The organism is Burkholderia sp. Ax-1719, assembly GCF_011753055.1.
Taxonomy (GTDB): domain Bacteria; phylum Pseudomonadota; class Gammaproteobacteria; order Burkholderiales; family Burkholderiaceae; genus Paraburkholderia.
The window spans coordinates 1-18546 of the sequence record NZ_VWWJ01000039.1 but is presented as its reverse complement, the minus strand read 5'-3'; the positions used below and the strand labels follow the sequence as shown (position 1 = coordinate 18546).

Below are 18546 nucleotides of genomic sequence, written 5' to 3'. Positions count from 1 at the left end.
GATGGCAGGCTCAATGCGTTCGAGCATGCGAGGCAACCGCTCGCGTCGTGCGATGGCCGACATCAACGTCGTGCCGTATATCGACGTGATGCTGGTGCTGCTCGTGATCTTCATGGTGACCGCGCCGCTGGTGGCGCCGTCCATTGTCAATCTGCCGACTGTCGGTGGCGCGTCCCAGCAGCAGCAGGTGCCGCCCGTGGTGGTGAACATTCGTCCCGACGGCAATCTGAGCGTACGCTACAAGGATGATTCGGGCGCCACGCAGCAGGAAACCATGTCGCGCGCCGATCTCAACAGCTTCGTTGCCGATCGCGAGCAAAGCCATCCCGACCAGCCGGTCGTGATCGCCGCCGACAAGGCCGTCAAGTACGAGACGGTGATGAACGTGATGTCCGATCTAAAGGCGCGCGGCGTCAAACGTGTCGGACTGCTCGTTAAATCGCAATGACCCGGAAGAACGAAACGTATCCATTGCAGCCACCGCGCGAGCGCGGCACGGGACGTGCTATAGCGCTCGCCGTGGTGATGCACGTGCTGCTCGGCTTCTTCCTGTATCACGGCATCCACTGGCAGAACAGCACGCCGGCAGGCGAGGAAGCGGAACTGTGGACGGAAGTCCCGGACCTTTCCACGCCCAAGCCCTTGCCGCCGCCCGTGCCGGTGCAGCCTGCCCCGCCGCCGCCAAAAACGGAGGACGCGGACATCGCGCTGCAACAGCAAAAGCGTAAGCAGCAGGAAGCGGCGGCGCGCGAAGCGCAGCTGCTGGAACAGCAGCGCGTAAAGCAACAGCAGGAAGCCGAAGCGAAGCGTCAGCAGCAACTGGCTGCCCAGCAGGCGGCGCAACTGGCCGCGCAGCAGAAGCAGGCGAAGCTCAAGCAACAGCAGCAGGAGCAGCAACAGGCCGCCGAAAAGCTCAAGCAGCAACAGCAGCAGCAAGACGCGCTCAAGAAGCAGCAGGAAGAAGAACAGCAGCAGAAGCAGGCGAAGCTCGACGCCCAGAAGAAGGCCGACGCCGACAAGGCCGCCAAGGCCAAGGCGCAAGCCGACGCCCAGGCCAAGAAGATGGACGCCGAACGACGCGCGCGTATCGCCCAGATGCAAGGTGCGATGGGCGGCGGCGAAGGCTCCAGCGGCAATGGTCTGGCGAAGAGCGGCACGGGCAGCGGCTCGGGCGGCAACGCGGCATCGGCGGGTTATGCCGAGAAGGTGCAACGCCGCGTGCGTCCGAACATCGTCTGGGCCGGCGACACGTCAGGCCTCGAAACGGTGGTGTCGGTGCATTGCGCGCCTAGCGGCACGTTGCTTTCGGCGACGGTCACGCGCAGCAGCGGCAACTCGTCGTGGGACGACGCGGCATTGCGTGCGGTGCAGCGTTCGGATCCGATGCCGCAGGACACCGACGGCAAGACGCCGTCGAGCTTCAAGATTACCTTGCGCCCGGCAGGTTGACGGCGCAAGTCAGAGCACAGATAAGCTGGCGCGCGGCAGCAGACAAGGAACGATTCGATGCATTTCGGGTCTGTCTGCTGTTCCGCGATGTGACAAATATCGCTTTTTCAGGAAACAGCACAGCATGAGTTTGATGACGAAGCTTGGCCTGCGTACCCTCGTCGCGTCCTGCCTGATCGCAGTCGGCGGCGCCGCGCACGCACAACTCAACGTCCTCGTCACCGGCGTGGGCTCCACCCAATTCCCGATCGCCACGGCGACGTTCGCCGGCGAGGCCAACTCGCCGCAGCAGGTCGCCGCCATCGTGCGCTCCGACCTCGCGCGCAGCGGCAAGTTCACGAACGTGGACGCGGGCAGCACGCCCGTCTCGGAAAACGATTCGGTCGACCTCGGCGGCTGGAAGGCCAAGGGCGCCAATGCGTTCGTTGCGGGCAGCGTGAACAAGCTGCCGAACGGCCAGTACGAAGTGCGCTTCAAGCTGTACGACACCGTGAAGGGCGAAAGCCTCGGCGGTCTCGTGCTGCAAAGCCCGCCGGCCGGCCTGCGCATGAGCGCGCACAAGGTTGCGGACTACATCTACGCCAAGCTGATGGGCGATCGCGGCGTCTTCGCCACGCGTCTGTCGTACGTCATCAAGACGGGCGGCCGCTATCAGCTGCAGATTTCGGACTCCGATGGTCAGGACGCGCACATCGCGCTGTCGAGCCCCGAGCCGATCATCTCGCCGGCCTGGTCGCCTGACGGCACCAAGGTCGCCTACGTTTCTTTCGAAAAGAAAAAGCCCATCGTCTACGTGCATGACCTGCCCACGGGGCGGCGCGTCATCATTTCAGATCAGAAGGGCAACAACTCGGCGCCTGCGTGGTCGCCGGATGGGCGCACGCTTGCCGTCGCCCTCTCGCGCACGGGCAATACGCAGATCTTCGCCGTCAATGCTGACGGCTCCGGTCTGCGCCGCCTGACGCAAGGCACGACGATCGATACGGAACCCACCTACTCTCCTGACGGACGCTCGATTTACTTCACGAGCGATCGCGGTGGCCAGCCGCAGATTTACAAGATGTCAGCCCAGGGCGAAAGCGCTGGATCGGCGCAGCGCGTGACGTTTACCGGCAGCTATAACACGAGCCCGCGGGTCAGCCCGGACGGCAAACAGCTGGCGTACATCTCGCGCACGGGGGGCGGATTTAAGCTGTACATTCAGGATCTGCAGTCCGGCGTAGCGACCGCCCTGACCGACACGACACATGACGAATCGCCCAGCTTCGCGGCGAACGGTCAGTACATTCTTTACGCCACACAGGTGAACGGCCGTGGCGTGCTGGCTGCTGTTTCGACCGACGGTCGTACGCGGCAAATCCTGTCCGTTCAGGGCGGCAGCGTACGCGAGCCGTCCTGGGGTCCTTTTATGCAATAACACTTCAGGAGAGCAACAATGATGTCGAACAAAGTCCGCCTGGCCCTGGCCGTTTTGATGATCGGTGCGCTGGCAGCGTGTAAGTCGGCTCCGAAGGCCGACGAAAACGCGAACGCCGGCAACATGAGCACGCAACCGAACCCGAACGCAGTCGCACAGGTCAACGTCGATCCGCTGAACGACCCGAACAGCCCGCTCGCCAAGCGCAGCGTGTACTTCGACTTCGACAGCTACGCAGTCAAGGATGACTACCAGAGCGTGATCCAGGCACACGCACAGTACCTGAAGACGCACCCGGAACGTCACGTCCTGATCCAGGGCAACACCGACGAGCGCGGCACGAGCGAGTACAACCTGGCACTGGGCCAGAAGCGTGCTGAAGCCGTCCGCAAGGCGCTGTCGCTGATGGGCGTGCCGGATTCGCAGATGGAAGCCGTCAGCCTCGGCAAGGAAAAGCCGCTGGCAACCGGCCACGACGAAGCATCGTGGGCGCAGAACCGCCGTGCTGACCTCGTGTACCAACAGTAATTAGCATTGGATGAAGGGGCGTATGTCGCACCGTTTCTCCCCGCTGCGGTTTGCCGCAGCCGCCTGCGTGGCTGGCGTCGCCTTCTCGGCGCTGCCGGCCCACGCGGGTCTCTTCGATGACGATCAGGCGCGCCAGGCGATTCTCGACCTGCGTGCGAAGACGGACAATCTGAATAGCCAGTTGTCGGCCGCGCAACGCACGATCCTCGACCAGTCCAACCGTATCGACCAGCTCAACCAGCAGGTCGCGACGCTGCGTGGACAGAACGAGGATCTCGGCAATGAGCTGACGACGCTTGCGAAGCAGCAGAAGGACTACTACACGGATCTGGATACGCGTCTCAAGAAGTTCGAGCCGCAACAGGAAACCGTGGACGGCGTGCAAGGCACGGTTCAGCCGGGTGAGATGGATGCGTTCAACTCCGCCTCCACGCAGTTTCGCAATGGCGACTTCAAGCAGGCCGCCGCGTCGTTCCGCAGCTTCATCTCGAAGTATCCGCAGAGCCCGTATCAGCCGACCGCGCAGTACTGGCTCGGCAATGCGCTCTACGCACTGAAGGACTACAAGGGATCGACTGCGACCTGGCAGAACGTGGTCAGCAAGTATCCGCAGCATCCGCGTGCGCCTGAAGCGCTCATGGCGATTGCGAACAATCAGATCGAGCAGGGGCAAAAGGCTGCGGCCAAACGCACGCTTGAGCAGATCGTTTCGCAGTACGGCAGCTCGGATGTGGCGCAGGCCGCGCAAAGCAAGCTCTCGCAGCTGAAGTAAGGTGCGGCTGGCGCTATCGCCAGTGTGTGCTTCGAAGGCCCGGAAGACGTCGGCAGGTTTGACGTGTTTCGGGCCTTTTCTCATTTTGACGTGCCCGGGTTGTTGACACCCCCCGGGTATCTCGCTATAATCCCGCTTCTCTTTTGGGTCGTTAGCTCAGCTGGTAGAGCAGCGGACTTTTAATCCGTTGGTCACAGGTTCGAATCCCGTACGGCCTACCAAAGATAAAATCAGGAAGCCCGGTCATTGCGACCGGGCTTTTTGTTTTTCCGGATCGATGCGCGCGCATCCATCTGCGGCCCGTGCGAGCCGGCCCGAGGCTCAGCGTGCTCAGCGTGTATACTCACGCCCTCCCCGCTGTTCTCCACTCCGCTGCACAGGCCACGTCAACATGAAGTTCCCGACTCTCGCCTGCGCTCTTGTCGCGCTGCTCTGGGTCAGTCTGCGCGTTCAGGCGCAGGTTCAAGCTCCTCCCGAAGACTACGAATACCTGCGCCGTATCCGCGTGCCCGACGCCGTCGTGAACTGTGTCGCCGCGCTCGACGAATGGGTGCGTCAGGCGCAGCGCTACGATTCGCTGCTCGTGCCCGATCGCCGCGCGCTCACCGCCAAGGTCGAAAGCCCCGTGCCCGCCAGCGCGATTGCGCAGGTTTCGGCGGCGTCGAGCCCCGCGCCGCAGGCTTCCCCCATCGACACGCTGATCCATCTGCGCGCCTTCGCGAAAGTGCGCGGCAAATACGCGTGGGTGCCCGTGAAAGCGACGTGTGGCATCTGGCATTCGCACGTGGTCGATGTCGCGCTCGCGCCGCGCACGGTGCACGCAAGTTCATCGAGTTCGCCGATTCACTGAACCATCAGGCGCGCGCCAAAAAACAAAAAGCCCGTGCGCTCTCACGCACGGGCTTTTTTACGGCAACTGAGACTACGCTCAGTCAGCCTTCACGCCTTCGACCTGGATCTGCAGCGTCGTCAGCATCTTGAAGCCGTAGGCCTGGCCGTAGTTCACGCCGAAGTCCGAACGGTCGAACTGGGCGGTCGCGTCGGCGCCGCACACTTCGCGCTTGAGCATCGGGTTCTGGAAGCACTTGAACGAATCGATCTTCAGGTTCAGCGGCTTCGTGACGCCGTGCAGCGTGAACGTGCCGATCACTTCAACGGGCTTGTCGCCGTCGAACTTGATCGAGGTGCCCTTGTAGACGGCCGTCGGGTACTTGGCTGCGTCGAGCATTTCAGCCGAGCTGACGTGCTTGTCGAGCGCCTTGTTGCCCGTGTCGATCGACGATGCGTCGATGGTCACGTCGACCGTGCCGGTCTTCGCTGCGGTGTCGAGCACGACGGTGCCCGAGCTCTTCGTGAACTTGCCGCGCCACACCGAGACGCCGCCGAAGTGATCGGTTTCGAAGCTCGGGTACGTGTGCGTCGGGTCGAGGTTGTAGGTCGTTGCAGCAGCGAATGCAGGCGTAGCGATGGCGGCAGCCAGTGCGGCCGCGGCGAAAATCGTGGTCTTCATGGAAGCGTGGGTCCTGTTACGGATGACGAAAGTCGGGTGAATCGGAGTGAATCGGCTTGAATCGATAAAACGGCCAGCGCGTTAGTGCGCGGCGGCCACGATGTGAAACTTGATCTGCACGTCGTCGGCGACCACCGAGGTGTCTTTCCACTCGCCCGTGCCGATGTTGTACGCGAGACGCTTGATGGGCAGCGCGCCGTCGAACACCTGGTTCGCGCCATCCTTGTGGTACGTCACGGGCACGACCACGTCGGTCGTCTTGCCCTTGATCGTGAGCTTGCCCGCGACGCTGTATGCGCCGTTCGCGCCCGGCTTGATCTGCGTGGAGACGAAGGTCGCGTGCGGAAATTTGCCGGCGTCGAACCACTCGTCGCCCGCGACTTCCTTGTTGTAGTCCGGCGAGCCGAGATCGAAGCTGGCGACATCCACGTCGAGCTTCGCGCTCGATGCGGCGGCGTTGGTCGGATCGAAATGCACGTCGGCGCTGAACTTGTTGAACTTGCCTTCGACCGGCACGTTCATCTGCTTGAACACGGCGGAGACCGTGCTCTTCGCGTTGTCGGCGGCGTCCGCGTTCAGTGCGAACGAAGCGGTGAAGGCCGCGCCGGCGGCGAGCGCCGCGCCAAGCGCGACGACGGAGACTTTGGAGGCGAGACGTTGGATCATGTTCGTTCGGTTCGCGCGAGGCGTTCGTTATGAGCGTTGGAGAGAAATCAGGTTCAGTCGCGCGGCGTGCCAAACGGCAGCATGCGCGCGAGGACATTCTGACGGTCGAGCAGCTGATGCTTCACGACCGCGAGCACGTGCACCACCACCACGGCGAGCAGCGCGTAGTCGAGCGTCACGTGCACGGTGCGCAGCACGCCCTTGAGCGCGGTGTCGGGGCCGATCAGCGTGGGCAGCGGCCAGATGCCGAGATACACCACCTGAATGCCCGCCGCCGAGCTATACAAATAGCCGCTCACGGGAATCGCGACCATCAGCAGGTAAAGCGCCAGGTGGCCCAGATGCGCAGCGCCCTTCTCCCAGCCGTGCATCGAGCGCGGCAGCGCCGGCGCGGCGTGGGTCGCACGCCAGAGAATGCGCACCAGCACCAGCGCGAGTACGGTCACGCCGATCCACTTGTGCCACGAGAAATAACGCAGTTTGGTGGGCGTGAAACCGGGGATATCGGTCATAACCCAGCCGAGCGCGAAGCCCCAGACGATCAGCGCGGCGATCGACCAGTGCAGCAGCATCGCGACGCCGCTGTAGCGGCCAGTGGGCTTGACGGAACGGTTCATCGGCATGAGCACCTTCGATAAGGAACGCGCACTTTAACCCGGCGCTAGCTATTCAAACAATCGTCTAGAATGGATCGTTATCATCCATTTTTTCGATAGGTCGACCATGGATCGCTCGCCCAGCCTCGAACAACTGCGCGCCTTGATCGCCGTGGCCGAAACCGGCAGTTTCTCGGCGGCGGCGCGTCAGCTCGACCGCGCGCAGTCGGTGGTGAGCTACACCATCGCCAATCTGGAGTCGCTGCTGGGCGTGGCGCTGTTCGAGCGCGGCAAGCGCAAGCCCGAACTCACCGCCGCGGGCCGGGCGATTCTCGCCGATGCGCGCCGTCTGGACCTGCTGATGGGCCAGCTTAACGCCAAGGCGGCGGGCCTGCAGCGCGGCCTGGAAGGCGAAGTCTCCGTGGCCGTCGACGTGATGTTTCCGTCGCAACGGCTGGTGGAAGCCTTGCAGGCCTTCGCGCGGGCGTTTCCCACCGTCGCGCTCAATCTCACCATGGAGGCGCTGGGCGGCGTGATCAAACTGGTGCTGGACGGCGATTGCGCGATCGGTATCAGCGGGCCGAACCAGAACTGGCCGCATGTGATCGAGGCGCAGTCGATCGGCACGGTCGAACTCGTGCTGGTGGCCGCGCCCTGCCATCCGCTTGCGCAAGCGCCGCAGCCGGTGCGCATCTCGGACGCGCGCGAGCACACCCAGCTCGTGCTGACCGACCGCAGCCGCCTCACCGTCGGACAGACCTTCGGCGTGTATAGCAATCGCGCGTGGAAGCTTGGCGATCTGGGCGCCAAACACCGGTTGCTGCTCGCGGGGCTGGGCTGGGGATCGATGCCGCGTCATCTGGTCGAAGCCGATCTCGAAGCGGGCCGGCTCGTACGCATCGTCCTCGCCGATCGCGGTTCGGTGAACTACAACGTCTCGCTGATCCACCGTACTGACGCCGCCACCGGTCCTGCCTGTCAGTGGCTCTGCCATTTCCTGAAAAGCGGCACGCCGCCCGACGCGCCGCTACCCGACGCTCGGTAAGCGCTCCGGCACATTCCCCGCGCCTCCTGCGCCCGATTGCGTTGCAGCGATGCAACCGTCGCTCCCACGCCTGACCAAAGTTGACAAAGCCGCCGCAGCCGCGCCGCGTAAAGCGTTGCTGCGGGAGCGCGTGGCCGCGCGCGCTTGAACGTACACCACACGCACGCGAAGGCGATTTTTCGAGATGCCGAGGCGTGCCATGATCGCGCCGCTTCCGGCCTCTCGCCGGCCATTGGCCCTTCTTATGCACAACTTCGTCTGCTGCCTGCTCTCGAATCTCGTCCTGCTCGCCGTCGTGCGGATGGCCTGCTGGTTCATCCGCGCGATGCGCCCGGATCTCACGCCGCACGCCACACGTCTCTTCATCGGCATGATGGCGATACTGTGCGCGTTCGACGCGGCGCTCACGTTCCTCGTATTCGCCGATGCGGGCGGTCCCTGGGCGATCTACCACCCGGTCAGTGCGTTCTTTGCGCGCACCGTCGCCTATGCGCTCGCGGCGGCCGTCGCGCTGGCGCTCGCCCGCCGCGCCGCGCGACGCAACGCGCGCGAGCGCCATGCAAACGAACGCAGCAAAGACGGCGCGCTCGTGATCGAAACGTCGCCGTACAGCAAATCCACACTGCCGATGTGAGCTTGCGAACTCACGCGGGCTTTTTCTTTGCCTTGCCCTTGGCCTTGGCGGCGGCGTCGCCTGCATCGCTGGCTGCCGCGGCTTGCGCCACCGCCCCGCCCGAGCCATTGGCCGCGGCGGCTGCCGGCACCACGCCCGACCAGCCCGGCAAATAGCGCGCATCGGCGTCGTGTGCGTGAGCGAGTGCATCGGACAGCGCCTTGTCGAAGTCCTTCGACACGCGCGCCGCGCTCACCTTCTGGCGCAGGTAGTCGGCCCAGAGGAATTCGCTGAAAGGCGTGGTGTCCTTGGCGTAACCGCCCGCCACGCGCAACTCGCCCGCGAGGCTGCGATACGGATCGTCCGAGAGACCGGAAAGCTGTTTAGGCAACGCGTCGTAGTCGCAGCGCTCGCCCGAGGCATCGAAGGGATGCACCCACTGGTTGTGCTCCATCATGCGCCAGAAGATCGTCTGGTCGAGCCAGGAGAGGTCCTTGATGACGGTCACGCGCACGCTGGGCACGCCTTCGTGCAGCCACGCGAGACCCAGATGGTGATGATCGACCACGTAGTAGCGGCCCTTGGGACCGAGCACGGCCGGAAACCAGTGATTCTCAATAGCCGCCGCGCGGCCTTTCTTGTCGAGCGACTTCCAGTGCGTGCGCTTGAGCTCTACCTCACGGTAGCCGACCGTGAGCTGCGTGGGCCGCAGCGCTTCGAGATCGACGGTGATGAGATGCAGATCGGAATTCGACAGGTTCATGAAGCCTCCTTGTAGGTGTACTGATCGCTGAAAACGTTTTAAGCCGGCGCGCAAGACAACCCGCAACGATAACGCCGAACGCGTATCCGGTGCGCATCAACTGAAGAACGGAGACGCGCATACGGCGCGCGCATTGCCTGGGGTCAACCCCGAACCGCCTGGGCACGCAGGATGCACGCGATCGCCGCTTCGCCTATAAATGCACAAGCGATGCGGATTTGAAGCGGATACGGGCCGCGCTCGACGCCCGTCAGAACTCCCTTGCCTCGCCCCCACGGTTGCACAGTCGTCGTTTCAGTCGCTTCAACATGCAGTTCCCTGCATTTCAACGCGTCTTTCCGGCTCAATCACCGAATCAAGCGAGGGCATCTTGGATCTCGAAACCATCCGCGTATTCATCATGACCCGAGGCATCGACTTCGGGACCAAGGTTCTGGCGGCCATCGTGCTGTGGATCGTCGGCCGCTGGGCGATCAATCTGGTCGCGGGCTTCCTGCGCAAGATGCTCGGGCGCAACGAGCGCGTCGATCCCACGCTCGCGCATTATCTGAGCTCGATTCTCGCGGCGGTGCTGAACCTGATCCTGGTGCTGGCGATCCTGCAGGTGTTCGGCGTGCAGACGACTTCGTTCGCGGCACTGCTCGCGGGCCTGGGTCTGGCGATCGGCACGGCGTGGGGCGGTCTGCTTGCGCACTTCGCGGCGGGCGTGTTCATGCAGGTGCTGCGCCCGTTCAAGGTGGGCGACTTCGTGACGGCGGGCGGCGTGACGGGGACGGTGAAGGAACTGGGCATCTTCGGCACGACCATCATCTCGCCCGACAACGTCGTGAACATCATCGGCAACAACAAGATCTTTTCGGACACGATCTCGAACTACAGCGCCACGCCCGTGCGCCGCGTCGAACTCACCGCGAAGATCGCCAATGGCGTCGATCCCGTCGATGCGGCCAGCCGCCTGCGCGCGGCCATCGCAAAGATTCCGAACGTCGCCGCGGACCCCGCGCCGGATGTGGAGATTCTCTCGTTCACGCCCGAAGGGCCGCTGCTGGCCGTGCGGCCGTACACGAACAACGACACGTACTGGCAGGTGTATTTCGACACCAACCGCGCGATCGTCGAAACCTTCCGTGACGCCGGCTACCCGACGCCGGAAACGCCTTCGATCATCCGGCGCATCGGCCAGCAAGGCCCGCAAGCCACGTAAAGCGCCAGGCAAAGAAAAACGGCATCGTCCTTGCGGGCGATGCCGTTTTTTTCATGAAGCGCGTCGATGCGGCTCGATCAGTTGCCGTTCGGCCCGCGCACGGCATTGCCGCCGCCGCTCTTGCGCATCATCTTCCACAGGCCGCCCAGCACCACCGGCACGATAGCCGCGCCGATACCCACCAGCACGATGATGTTGAGGTACTGGCGAATAAACGGAATATTGCCGAAGAAGAAGCCCAGCAGCACCAGCAGCAGCACCCAGAACAGCGCGCCCGCGATATTGAAGAGCTGGAAGCGCTGCATGCTCATCTGCGAGACGCCTGCGACGAAAGGCGCGAACGTGCGCACGACCGGAATGAAACGCGCCAGCACGATGGTCTTGCCGCCGTGGCGCTCATAGAAGTCGTGGGTTTTCTGCAGCGCGGCGCGGTCGAGGAAGCGTTCGAGCACAGGAATGCTTGTGTTGAACACCTTCGGCCCGATCGCGCGGCCGATCAGATAGTTGAGCGTGTTGCCCGTGACCGCCGCGACGATCAGCAGCGTGAGCAGCGCGCCAAGGTTCATTTCATGCGTGGCCGCAAACGCGCCGCCGATGAACAGCAGCGAGTCGCCCGGCAGGAACGGCAGGATCACGAGGCCGGTCTCGCAGAACACGATCAGGAACAGCACCGCATAGACCCAGGCGCCGTACTGGTGGATGAAGACTCCGAGAAACTTGTCGATGTGCAAGACAAGGTTGACGAACTGCAGCAGCGTATCCAAAAGTGTCCCTTATTGGTCATGGCTCCAGCGCGCTTTTTCGTCCCTGGTAAGTGACGATTCATGGCGCGCGAAACCGGTGTTGCGCGAGAAGCAAAATTGACCGCGCCATGATACAGAAAGTGCCCGGCGTCACGAAAAATTCCCGCGAAAAACCGCAAAAATGCGCGCAATGCACGGCCAAAGCGCGCCAATCGGAGACAAAACCGGGGCCGTAAGGGCTGCCGCCCGAGTCGTTATAATTGCGCGCATGTCCGAGAATCTCGATCCCAGCGGCGCTGCCGCGCCCGACGCGGCCATCGACGCCGCTTCCGCCACCGAAAGCCCAGCGCCCGAGACGCACGAAGCGCCCGCGCCGCACGAGCCACGCGTGGCCCAGCCCGCGCGTGCGATCCAGGCGCTGCCCGATCAGCTCATCAGCCAGATCGCGGCGGGCGAAGTGGTCGAGCGCCCCGCCTCGGTGGTGAAGGAGCTGCTCGAAAACGCGCTCGACGCGGGCGCGAGCACGCTGCGCATCCTGCTCGACGAAGGCGGCGTAAAGCGCATTTCGATCGCCGACGACGGCTGCGGCATTCCCGAAGGCGAACTGCCGCTCGCGCTGACGCGCCACGCCACCAGCAAGATCCGCTCGCTCGCCGAACTCGAAAGCGTCGCGACGCTCGGGTTTCGCGGCGAAGCGCTCGCCTCGATCGCCTCGGTCGCCGAGATGTCGATCACGAGCCGCCCCGCCAGCGCCGCGCACGCGATGAAGATCGACGCCAACACCGGCGCGCTCTCACCCGCCGCAGGCGGCCAGGGCACCACCATCGAAGTGCGCGAGCTGTACTTCAACACGCCCGCACGCCGCAAATTCCTGAAAAGCGAGCAGACCGAACTCGGCCATTGCCTGGAGATGATCCGACGCAGCGCGCTCGCGCGTCCGGACGTGGCGATCTCCGTGCTGCACAACGGCCGCGCGGTCGAACACTGGAACGCGAGCGATCCATCCACGCGCGTCTCGAAGATTCTCGGCGAGGTGTTCGCCACGGCCCACCTGCCGCTCGACGAGCGCGCGGGGCCGCTCGCCGTCTACGGCTGCGCGGGTCTGCCTACCGCGAGCCGTAATCGCGCCGATCAACAGTACTTCTTCGTCAACGGCCGCTTCGTGCGCGACAAGCTGCTCACGCACGCCGTGCGCGCCGCCTACGAAGACGTGCTGCACGGCGACCGTTACCCGTCCTACGTGCTGTTCCTCGATCTGCCGCCCGAGGCCGTCGATGTGAACGTGCATCCGTCGAAGATCGAAGTGCGTTTCCGCGATTCGCGCTCGATTCACCAGTTCGTGTTCCATGCGGTGCAGCGCGCGCTCGCCCGGCACGCGGGCGCCTCGCCCGAAACCACATCGGGCGGCCATTCCGCGATGATCGAGCCGCGCGCCATGCCAGGCGCGGGCGTGCTCGGCGGATCGGTTGGGCTGACGTCGGGCGCGACGGCTGGCACGGGTTCGCTTGGCGTCGTCGGCGGCGGTTCGGCGGCGAGCTTTGGCGCGGGATCGGGCCAATTCGGTACGGCCAGCGTGGCGAGCAGTTTTGGCGGATCGGGCAGCGGTTTCGGCGGATCGAGTGGTTCGCGTTCGTCGGGCTTTGGCTCGGGCAGCGCGGGTGCGTCAAGCGGCGCAGGCGGTTCGTCCAGCGGCAACACCTGGCTACGCCAGTCGCGCATGCAGCAAGGCTCGCTGCCGGTAGCGCAGCCGCTCGCGCTTTACGACGCGCTGTTCGGCCGCAAGGACGTCGGCGCAGGCACGGCCGATGGCTCGACCGTCACGCAAGCCGCCGAAGCCGGCGCGCTGTTCGACGCGCAGTCCAGCGCCGCGCAAGCGCCCTTCGACGCCCGCGACGATCATCCGCTCGGTTTCGCGTTGGGTCAGGTGCACGGCATCTACGTGCTCGCGCAGAACGCGCGCGGCCTCGTGATCGTCGATATGCACGCCGCGCACGAACGCATCCTCTACGAGCAGTTCAAGCACGCGCTGGCCGAACGCTCGCTGGCAGTGCAACCGCTGCTGATTCCGGTTTCGATGACGGCGGATCCGATCGAAACCGGCACCGTCGAAGAAGAAAAGGCCACGCTCGAAGCGCTGGGCTTCGACCTCGCGGTGCTCTCGCCGACCTCGATTGCGATCCGCGCCGTGCCCGCGCTGCTCAAGGACGCCGATCTGCAGGCGCTCGCTCGCGCCGTGCTCGCGGATCTGCACGCCTACGGCGGCTCGCGCGTGCTGACCGAGCGCCAGCACGAAATGCTGGGCACGCTCGCCTGTCACCACGCGGTGCGCGCCAACCGTCGTCTCACGCTCGACGAGATGAACGCGCTGCTGCGCCAGATGGAAGCCACCGAACGCGCCGACCAGTGCAACCACGGCCGCCCGACGTGGTATCAGCTCACGCTCGCCGATCTCGATCGTCTTTTCATGCGCGGTCAGTGAGATGGCAGAGATGGTGAATCACGTACTTCCGGTCGCGTGCCTGCTGGGCCCGACCGCATCGGGCAAAACGGCGTCGGCGCTGGAATTTACCGCGCAATCGCGGGCGCGCGGGCGCGAAATCGAAATCGTCAGCGTCGATTCGGCGCTGGTGTATCGCGGCATGGACATCGGCACGGCCAAGCCCGACGCGCAGGAACGCGCGGCGGCGGTGCATCACCTGATCGATATCGTCGATCCCGCCGACGCCTACTCCGCCGCCAACTTCCGCGCCGACGCGCTGCGCGTGACGGGCGAGATCGTCGCGCGCGGCAACGTGCCCTTGCTGGTGGGCGGCACGATGCTCTACTACAAGGCGCTCACGCAAGGCCTCAACGATCTGCCGACCGCCGACGCCGCCGTGCGCGCACAGCTCGACGCCGACGCGGCCCGCGACGGCTGGCCCGCGCTGCACGCGCGTCTGGCCGAAGTCGATCCGCCCACCGCCGCGCGCCTCGCACCCAACGACTCGCAGCGCATCCAGCGCGCGCTGGAAATCTACCTGCTGACCGGCCAGCCGATGTCGACGCTGCTGGCTGCGCCGCGCCAGGCCGCCACGGACGACGCCGCGCGCTACCGCTTCGTGCCGATCGCGCTGGAGCCGTCGGATCGCAGCGTGCTGCACAAGCGCATCGAGCAGCGCTTCGACGCGATGCTGGCGAACGGTCTGCTCGACGAAGTGAAGACGCTGCGCGCGCGCGGCGATCTGAACGCGGATATGCCGTCGATGCGCTGCGTGGGTTATCGCCAGGCGTGGGAATATCTGGACGGCGAAATCGACTACGCGACCATGCGCGATAAGGGTGTATTCGCCACGCGTCAGCTCTGCAAGCGCCAGCTGACGTGGCTGCGCGCGATGCCGGAGCGCATTGTGGTCGATTGCTGTGCGGCTGATTTGACGGCGCAGGCGGTGGCGGCGGTGGAGCGCGTCAGCGCCTGATCGTGTGCTCAGTGGTAGTCGTCTTCGCGCTGATGGCGAACGGCGAGAATCGTGACGTAGTGCTCCGGGTCGGCGTCGCCTTGCGCCCCTTCGATCTCAAACAGCGCGACGTAACCCGAGCCGCCGAATGAAATCAACAGTTCGCGTAGAAACGGGTTGGAATCATCGACCTTACGGCACGTGAACGGGAAATCGCACAGCAAGTCAGCGGCCTTGCGAATCGCATCGAGGGCACGTGTAGCAGCTTCGACATCGCGTTCCAGCAGATACGCGTAAAGCCGCTTGAGGTCGTCGCGCGCCCCACGGGTGTAGCGCACACGAAAACTCACCCGTTCTTCCTCGCTGTGTTCAGCATGCTTTCGAGTTCGGCATGCACATCGTCAGCAGCAAAATATTCGTTGTCGCGCCGTGCCTGCGCGCGCGAATCCAGCCCGCGCGCAACGAAATCACGCTGAAGCCGCCGGCGCGCCACGCCTTCACGCAGCGCCGCTTCCATGAATGAGGACAGCGATTCGTTATCGTTGAGCAAATCTTCGGCCGCCGAACGCAGTTCCGGGTCAACGCGCAGCGCGGGCATCGTGGCAGTTTTCATCGCGGCTCCTTTTGCATCGCAAATGTAATGCACAGGATAGCACGAGGCGCAGTGGCTGGCTTTCCGCAATCCGCCTGAAACTCGATCTAGCGCAACGTTGTGCGCCACAACAACCGCGCCCAAGCCACTCCCCGGCGTGCACGGTCGCGCCCTCTTATCCCCTTTCTTCGCACCGCATCAGCGAAATCCCGCTGCTGCCGTCTTGACTTTCGCCCGACCGAATACGATCATTCGTTCATCAAAAGAGCAAATGCTCACGCAAGCCGCCACGCATGTGGCTATGGCGCACGCAAAATGCGCGCGCCCTCAGAGCACGAATCAGGGCAAAAAAATCAGGAGACAGTTATGGACAGCGCACGCAGCGACGCGAACGTGATCCTGCACATCGGCGCCGGGTCGTTTCACCGGGCGCATCAGGCGTGGTATCTGCATCGCGTGAACCTCACGCGTCAGCCCGACGAGCCCGCGTGGTCGCTAACCGTGGGCAATATCCGCGCCGATATGAATCCCGTGATGGACGCCCTGGCCGCGCAAAAAGGCGTCTACACGCTCGAAACCGTCACGCCACAGGGCGAGCGTCATTACGAGCAGATCCATTCGATTACGCGCGTGCTGCCGTGGTCGGCGGATCTGGCGAGCCTCGTTGAAGCAGGCGCCGATCCAGCCTGCAAGATCATCGCTTTCACGGTCACCGAAGGCGGCTACTACCTCGACGAGCACGACCGCCTCGACACCGCCAATCCCGATCTGGCCGCCGATCTGAACGGTGCGCGCTCCACCATCTACGGCGCGCTCGCCGCGATTCTGGAAGCGCGCATGCAGCGCGGCGGCGCGCCCGTCACGCTGCAAACCTGCGACAACCTGCGCAGCAACGGCAAGCGCTTTCACGCGGGCATGCGCGAATTCCTCGGCCTGCGCGGCGCGATGGCGCTGCGCGAATGGTTCGACGCCAACACGGCCTGCCCCGATTCGATGGTCGACCGCATCACGCCGCGCCCCACGCCCGACGTGCGCGAGCGCGTCAAAGCCGCCACCGGCGTCGACGACGCCTGCCCCGTGATGGGAGAAGCGTTCATCCAGTGGGTGATCGAGGATCACTTCTGCGCGGGCCGCCCTGCCTGGGAGCGCGCGGGCGCGGAAATGGTGGAATCCGTGATGCCTTACGAGGAGGCGAAGATCCGCATCCTCAACGCCACGCATAGCTGCATCGCGTGGGCGGGCACGCTGGTGGGCCTCGACTTCATCCACGAAGGCACCGTCGATAGCGACATTCAGGCCTTCGCGCGCGCCTACGTGACCGAGGACGTGATCCCTTGTCTCACGCCCAGCCCGCTCGATCTGGCGAAATATCGCGACGTGGTGCTCGAACGCTTCAGCAATCCGTATATCCAGGACACCAACCAGCGCGTAGCCGCCGACGGCTTTTCGAAGATCCCCGGCTTTATCGCGCCGACCATCGCGCAGCGCATCGCTGCGGGCGCGACGCCTGCCGCCACGGCGATTCTGCCCGCGCTGTTCCTGCGCTTTTTGCAGCGCTGGAACGCGGGAACGTTGCCCTACCAGTATCAGGACGGCGTGATGGACGGGCCGTCCGTGGCGAAGATGTTCGAGGCGCACGATCCGCTCGAAGCCTTCGCCGCCGACAAGCTGCTGTGGGGCAGCCTCGCGGGCAGCGCACCGCTTTTGGCGGCGTTGCGCGATGCGCTCGCGCGCGTCGACGCGTGGCTGGCGCAACGCGGCGCCCGCGCGTGACGGCACACGCGACACGCTTTTTCCGATATCAACCGGACGCGCGCCGCGCCCTCGGGTCGGCGCGCATGGCGTCGTCCTGCCCGCGCGGCTAAAGTAGCGCCTCCACCTAGACGAACTGTGCGCGCGCCCATGTATCTCGGCATCGACCTCGGCACCTCCGAAGTAAAAGTTCTGCTGCTCGCGCCCGACGGCCGCGTGATCGGCACCGCGGGCTCGCCGTTCACGGTGTCTCGTCCGCATCCGCGCTGGGCCGAGCAGAGTCCCGCCGACTGGTGGGACGGCACGCGCCAGGCGCTCGCCGCGCTGCGCGCGAAGCATCCGCATGAATTCGCCGAAGTACGCGGTATCGGCCTGTCCGGGCAGATGCACGGCGCGGTGCTGCTCGACAAACACGACACCGTGCTGCGTCCCGCGATCCTCTGGAACGACATGCGCGCCGTCGATGAATGCGCCGAACTCACCGCGCGCGCGCCGCAGCTGCATCGCGTGGCGGGCAATCTGGCGATGCCGGGCTTCACCGCGCCCAAGCTGCTGTGGGTCGCGCGTCACGAACCCGATCTGTTCCGCCAGACCGCCTGTGTGCTGCTGCCCAAGGACTGGCTGCGCCTGAAGCTCACGGGCGGCAAGGTGTCCGATCCGTCCGATGCGGCGGGCACGCTGTGGCTCGATGTGGCCAAACGCGACTGGTCCGACGCCCTGCTCGACGCCTGCAATATGACGCGTGCGCAGATGCCGTCGCTCGCTGAAGGCAGTGCGCCGTCCGGCACGCTGCTGCCGTCAGTGGCGCGCGAATTCGGTCTGCGTGACGACGTGGTGGTGGCCGCAGGCGGCGGCGACAACGCCACCAGCGCGATTGGCATCGGCGCGGTGCAGCCGGGCGATGGCTTCGTGTCGCTGGGCACCTCGGGCGTGCTTTGCGTGATCGGCGATCGCTTCGCGCCCAATCCGGCTTCCGCCGTGCATGCGTTCTGCCACGCGATTCCCGATCGCTGGCATCAGATGAGCGTGGTGCTCTCGGCGGCCAGTTGCCTGCGCTGGGTCTGCAAGCTCACCGGCACCGACGAGCCCACTCTGCTCGCCGAAGTCGAGAAACTCGATACGCGCACGCTGCCGCACGCGCCGCTGTTCCTGCCGTATCTTTCGGGCGAGCGCACGCCGCACAACGACCCGTACGCGCAAGGCGTGTTTTTCGGCATGACGCACGCGACGGATCGCGCGCTGCTCGGCTATGCGGTACTCGAAGGCGTGACGCTCGCGCTCACCGATGGCCTCGACGCCCTGCGCGCCGCCGGTACGGAAGTGGGCCCGCTGTCGATGCTGGGCGGCGGCGCGCGCAGCGCCTACTGGGCGCAACTGGTGGCCGATGCCTTCGACACGCCCACGCGCCAGCACGGCGGCGGCGAAACCGGCGCGGCGCTGGGCGCGGCGCGCCTCGGCTGGC

Annotated in this window: 19 protein-coding genes, 1 tRNA gene and 1 pseudogene; 14 read left to right on the top strand and 7 right to left on the bottom strand. The window is 65.0% G+C overall.

All coding sequences use genetic code 11. From position 1 onward, the window contains the following. The first annotated feature begins 1 nt into the window (after position 1). From tolR to F3J17_RS33640, 7 genes are all read left to right on the top strand, one after another. Entirely contained in the window at positions 2-448 is a 447-nt protein-coding gene (gene tolR / locus F3J17_RS33670) for a protein TolR (RefSeq protein ID WP_167069797.1), read from the top strand. Then, on the top strand, positions 445-1449 hold the full coding sequence (gene tolA / locus F3J17_RS33665) for a cell envelope integrity protein TolA (RefSeq protein WP_167069795.1): 1005 nt from the start codon (positions 445-447) through the stop codon (positions 1447-1449). The genes tolR and tolA overlap by 4 nt, the downstream gene beginning before the upstream one ends. A gap of 124 nt (positions 1450-1573) precedes the next feature. Further along, positions 1574-2866, top strand: coding sequence for a Tol-Pal system beta propeller repeat protein TolB (gene tolB / locus F3J17_RS33660; protein ID WP_167069793.1), 1293 nt, complete (start codon positions 1574-1576; stop codon positions 2864-2866). Between the two features lie 18 nt (positions 2867-2884). Continuing rightward, positions 2885-3394, top strand: coding sequence for a peptidoglycan-associated lipoprotein Pal (pal, locus tag F3J17_RS33655; protein ID WP_167069791.1), 510 nt, complete (start codon positions 2885-2887; stop codon positions 3392-3394). A gap of 22 nt (positions 3395-3416) precedes the next feature. Next, positions 3417-4166: a tol-pal system protein YbgF gene (gene ybgF / locus F3J17_RS33650; protein WP_167069789.1), complete on the top strand. Its 750-nt coding sequence runs from the start codon at positions 3417-3419 to the stop codon at positions 4164-4166. Positions 4167-4311: 145 nt separating this feature from the next. Further along, positions 4312-4387: transfer RNA gene (locus F3J17_RS33645), tRNA-Lys, on the top strand. 170 nt (positions 4388-4557) lie between these two features. Beyond that, the gene (locus tag F3J17_RS33640; RefSeq protein WP_167069787.1) at positions 4558-5016 is read left to right on the top strand and encodes a hypothetical protein; all 459 of its coding nucleotides are present in this window, start codon (positions 4558-4560) and stop codon (positions 5014-5016) included. Positions 5017-5094: 78 nt separating this feature from the next. On the opposite strand, the gene F3J17_RS33635 is transcribed toward F3J17_RS33640, so the two are convergent. The 3 genes from F3J17_RS33635 to F3J17_RS33625 form a co-directional block, all read right to left on the bottom strand. Then, on the bottom strand, positions 5095-5676 hold the full coding sequence (locus F3J17_RS33635; protein WP_167069785.1) for a YceI family protein: 582 nt from the start codon (positions 5674-5676) through the stop codon (positions 5095-5097). Positions 5677-5757: 81 nt separating this feature from the next. Beyond that, a complete protein-coding gene (locus F3J17_RS33630) occupies positions 5758-6342 on the bottom strand; it encodes a YceI family protein (RefSeq protein WP_167069783.1) in 585 nt (194 codons plus the stop codon). 53 nt (positions 6343-6395) lie between these two features. Continuing rightward, complete coding sequence (locus F3J17_RS33625) at positions 6396-6959, bottom strand: cytochrome b (protein ID WP_167069781.1); 564 nt, start codon at positions 6957-6959, stop codon at positions 6396-6398. A 106-nt stretch (positions 6960-7065) separates the two neighbouring features. Between F3J17_RS33625 and F3J17_RS33620 the strand changes: the two genes are divergently transcribed. Further along, complete coding sequence (locus F3J17_RS33620) at positions 7066-7983, top strand: LysR family transcriptional regulator (protein WP_167069779.1); 918 nt, start codon at positions 7066-7068, stop codon at positions 7981-7983. A gap of 244 nt (positions 7984-8227) precedes the next feature. After that, a complete protein-coding gene (locus F3J17_RS33615) occupies positions 8228-8617 on the top strand; it encodes a hypothetical protein (RefSeq protein ID WP_167069777.1) in 390 nt (129 codons plus the stop codon). Between the two features lie 121 nt (positions 8618-8738). On the opposite strand, the pseudogene F3J17_RS33610 reads toward F3J17_RS33615, so the two are convergent. After that, positions 8739-9359 (bottom strand): annotated as a pseudogene (locus tag F3J17_RS33610) (ParB-like protein); the annotation flags it as partial. Positions 9360-9729: 370 nt separating this feature from the next. Between F3J17_RS33610 and F3J17_RS33605 the strand changes: the two are divergent. Further along, positions 9730-10563: a mechanosensitive ion channel family protein gene (locus F3J17_RS33605; RefSeq protein WP_167069774.1), complete on the top strand. Its 834-nt coding sequence runs from the start codon at positions 9730-9732 to the stop codon at positions 10561-10563. Between the two features lie 77 nt (positions 10564-10640). On the opposite strand, the gene F3J17_RS33600 is transcribed toward F3J17_RS33605, so the two are convergent. Beyond that, positions 10641-11327, bottom strand: a complete 687-nt coding sequence (locus F3J17_RS33600) for a DedA family protein (protein ID WP_167069772.1) — start codon at positions 11325-11327, stop codon at positions 10641-10643. Positions 11328-11574: 247 nt separating this feature from the next. On the opposite strand from F3J17_RS33600, the gene mutL reads away from it, so the two are divergent. Continuing rightward, positions 11575-13785, top strand: coding sequence for a DNA mismatch repair endonuclease MutL (mutL, locus tag F3J17_RS33595; RefSeq protein ID WP_167069770.1), 2211 nt, complete (start codon positions 11575-11577; stop codon positions 13783-13785). Between the two features lie 13 nt (positions 13786-13798). Beyond that, a complete protein-coding gene (miaA, locus tag F3J17_RS33590) occupies positions 13799-14761 on the top strand; it encodes a tRNA (adenosine(37)-N6)-dimethylallyltransferase MiaA (RefSeq protein WP_345891284.1) in 963 nt (320 codons plus the stop codon). A gap of 8 nt (positions 14762-14769) precedes the next feature. Here the strand turns inward: miaA and F3J17_RS33585 are convergent, their stop codons facing one another. After that, positions 14770-15090 (bottom strand): type II toxin-antitoxin system RelE/ParE family toxin, encoded by a 321-nt coding sequence (locus F3J17_RS33585; RefSeq protein ID WP_167069766.1) that lies wholly within the window; start codon positions 15088-15090, stop codon positions 14770-14772. Next, positions 15087-15353 (bottom strand): YlcI/YnfO family protein, encoded by a 267-nt coding sequence (locus F3J17_RS33580; RefSeq protein ID WP_167069863.1) that lies wholly within the window; start codon positions 15351-15353, stop codon positions 15087-15089. Before F3J17_RS33580 ends, F3J17_RS33585 begins: the two co-directional genes overlap by 4 nt. A gap of 345 nt (positions 15354-15698) precedes the next feature. Here F3J17_RS33580 and dalD point away from each other — a divergent pair, with 345 nt between their 5' ends. Together dalD and xylB are read left to right on the top strand one after the other, a co-directional pair. After that, a complete protein-coding gene (dalD, locus tag F3J17_RS33575) occupies positions 15699-17105 on the top strand; it encodes a D-arabinitol 4-dehydrogenase (RefSeq protein ID WP_167069764.1) in 1407 nt (468 codons plus the stop codon). 129 nt (positions 17106-17234) lie between these two features. After that, positions 17235-18546: xylulokinase (xylB, locus tag F3J17_RS33570; protein ID WP_167069762.1), on the top strand; the 1312-nt coding region annotated here is incomplete at its 3' end.